We start from the raw sequence: 2,686 nt of genomic DNA, 5'->3' as shown, positions 1-2,686 counted from the left end.
TCCTCGGTGAGCGCGTCCATGCCCGCGACCACCCGGGCCAGCAGGTCCAGGAAGGTGGCGCGCTCCTCGGTGGAGAGCCCCCCGACCAGCGCCTGCATCCGGGCGAAGTGCTCGGGCGCCAGCTCCCGCAGTCTGTCGGCGCCCCGCGCGGTGAGGATCACCACGTTGCCGCGGCCGTCCTCTGTGGACGGCCGGCGGGCCACCAGGCCCTCCCGCTCCAGGCCGTCGACCAGGCCGGTCACCGTCGCCCGGGAGACGCCGAGGCTCGCCGCGAGCTGGGAGGGCGACTTCTCGCCGCCGTGGTCCTCCAGGTCCGCCAGCAGTCGGTAGCGGCCGGTGGAGAGGCCGAAGCGGCCGAAGTGCACCTCGCCGGCCTGGTTGATCCGGGCGCCCGCCGCCATCAGCCGGGCCGCGACCAGAATCGCCTGCGGATCGGCCGAGAGGCCGTAGCGGGCGATCTGGCGGCGCGCCTGGTCGAGGCTGGGGGCGGTGGGACCGCCCGCGGGGTACTGGGTCACGAGAAGTAATATGGCGCCTAACCTGATTTCGCGTCAAGCGGGACCATGGGCTTGTGCCTAAGCGGCACGCGGAGCGATCCGCGGCGGCGTCCAGTCGGCGTGCCGCAGGACGGTCCGGACCATCGCGCCGGGCGGGGTGAGCCGGATCGCGGCGTTGCGCAGGCCGACCGCCAGGGGGTGGGCGAGCTGCTGGCCCATCCGGCCGGCCCGGCGGGCGTCCCGGGCCACGGTCTGGCTGCGCGGACGGCGGGCCGCGTCGTACCGGGCGAGCGCGCCCTCGACCGTCCGGGCCTCGGCGAGCGCCGCCGCCAGGGTCACCGCGTCCTCCAGGGCCTGGCAGGCGCCCTGGCCGAGGTGGGGCGTCATGGCGTGCGCCGCGTCGCCGAGCAGTGCGACCCGCCCCGAGACGTAGGAGGGCAGCGGGGTGGTCAGCTCGTTGATGTCGTGGTGCAGCACCGCCTCCGGCCGGGTCGCGGCCAGCAGCGAGGGGATCGGCTCGTGCCAGGGCGCGAAGCGGCGGCGGACCTCGGCCAGCGGGTCCTGGTAGCGGACCCCGGCCGGGGCGTTCAGGACCGCGTGCCACTCGGCGGTGCCGTCCGGGAAGGCGATGTGGCCGAACTCGGCGCCGTGTCCCCAGGTGATCTCGAAGTCGGCCCTCAGTCCGTCGACCGGGCGCTCGGTGATCGCCCGGAGCACCGTCGAGCCGCTGTAGACCGGCCCGGGGTGGTCGGGGAAGAGGCGGCGCCGGAGCCGGCTGTTGAGGCCGTCGGCCGCGATCAGGAGGTCGGCCTCCAGGAAGTCGGCCTTCGGGCGGTCGGAGTGCTGGGGGTCGGCGTGCCGGGGGTCGGTCTGCCGGGGGTTGGCCTGCTGGGTGTCGGTCGCCGGGGTGGTGCCGCCGAACCCGACCCGGACCCGGAACGGCCGGGTGGTGTCCAGCTCGGTCACCTCGGCGCCGACGACCAGGGACTCGGCGGGCAGCGCCTCGCGCAGGATGCGGTGCAGAGCAGCGCGGGGGATCCCGACGATCGGGGCGCCCAGCTCGCGTTCCAGTGCCGCACCGTCCATCGCGGCGAGCCGGCGGCCATCCGGCGTCCGGGTGCCGCCGGTGTACTGGCGGCGGGCGGCAGCCTCGACCGCCTCGCCGACCCCCAGGGCGGCGAGCGCGCGCATCCCGTTGGCGGCCAGCGAGATGCCGGCGCCCGCATCGTCCAGGACGGCCGCCCGCTCGACCACGGTCACGTCCCACCCCGCCAGTCGGAGCCCGATCGCGGCCGCCAGTCCGCCGATTCCGCCCCCGACCACCACCGCGCTGCTGCTGCTCATGCCCGGTCCTTCCCGTGTTGCCGCGCTGCTTTCTACATCTGTAGAAGGAGCGTACTACGGGGCTGTCGGCAGGTGGACGGGGGTGGGGGCGGGTCCGACGGGGGCCGTCGGGGCGGTTCGGGGTGGCGGTCGGCGGTCGGCGGTCGGCGGTCGGCCCGGACCGAGGTGGTGCGCGCCGGGTGCCGCGGCCCCGGTAGAAAGGAGGGATGCGGCGACACGAGGACCAGAAGCGGGACGATGCGGGGCGGCCGGACCGCCGGACGGTGTTGGCGGACGCCGCGATCGGGGTGCTGGCCGACCTCGGGGTGCGCGGACTGACCCACCGGGCGGTCGACGCGGCGGCCGGGCTGCCGGTCGGAACCACCTCGGCCTACCTGCGGACCAGGCAGGCCCTGCTCACCGCACTGGTGCGGCGGCTGGTGGAGCTGGACCAGGGCGAGCTGCACGCCATGGGGGAGCGGGTGCCGGTCCGTTCGTCGGAGGAACTGGCCGACGGCATCGCCGAGTTGATGCGGCTTCGACTGTCCGGCGACGGGCGGCGGCGCTCGCTGGCCCGGTACGCCTGCGCGGTGGAGAGTGTGCGCGATCCCGAGCTGCGCGAGATCCTCGTCCCGCGGGAGAACGCCGGGCGCGCCGCCGTTCGCGCGTTCCTCGCCGACCAGGGCGTGAGCGACCCCGACGGGCGGACCACCACACTGCTGGCCTGCGTCGACGGCCTGGTCTTCGAGCACCTGGTGGGCGGCGGCGAGCCCGGTGTCGACGCGATCCAGGGACTGGTGGCGGCCGCCCTGCGGGGAGCGGCCGCGAGTTGAGGCCTGCCGCTCCTCGCCGGCGCGCGCCGGGTC

Annotated in this window: 3 protein-coding genes; 1 reads left to right on the top strand and 2 read right to left on the bottom strand. The window is 76.0% G+C overall.

Annotated features, from left to right (window positions below; all coding sequences use genetic code 11):
• A partial coding sequence (locus tag ACFU7Z_RS38535; protein WP_380782794.1) for a MarR family winged helix-turn-helix transcriptional regulator occupies positions 1 to 518 on the bottom strand: 518 nt, incomplete at its 3' end.
• Positions 519 to 575: 57 nt separating this feature from the next.
• Positions 576 to 1,841, bottom strand: coding sequence for an FAD-dependent monooxygenase (locus tag ACFU7Z_RS38530; protein ID WP_380782792.1), 1,266 nt, complete (start codon positions 1,839 to 1,841; stop codon positions 576 to 578).
• 206 nt (positions 1,842 to 2,047) lie between these two features.
• On the opposite strand from ACFU7Z_RS38530, the gene ACFU7Z_RS38525 reads away from it, so the two are divergent.
• On the top strand, positions 2,048 to 2,653 hold the full coding sequence (locus ACFU7Z_RS38525) for a TetR/AcrR family transcriptional regulator (RefSeq protein ID WP_380782790.1): 606 nt from the start codon (positions 2,048 to 2,050) through the stop codon (positions 2,651 to 2,653).
• Positions 2,654 to 2,686 lie beyond the last annotated feature (33 nt).

This window comes from Kitasatospora sp. NPDC057518 (assembly GCF_042802075.1).
Taxonomy (GTDB): Bacteria; Actinomycetota; Actinomycetes; order Streptomycetales; family Streptomycetaceae; genus Kitasatospora.
Note: the sequence above shows the minus strand (reverse complement) of the source record. Positions and strands in the feature narration are given on the sequence as shown.

Excerpts from the sequence above, each read along its gene's own strand:
- ACFU7Z_RS38530 (WP_380782792.1), bottom strand. The coding sequence starts at position 1,841 with ATGAGCAGCAGCAGCGCGGTGGTGGTCGGGGGCGGAATCGGCGGACTG.
- ACFU7Z_RS38525 (WP_380782790.1), top strand. The coding sequence starts at position 2,048 with ATGCGGCGACACGAGGACCAGAAGCGGGACGATGCGGGGCGGCCGGAC.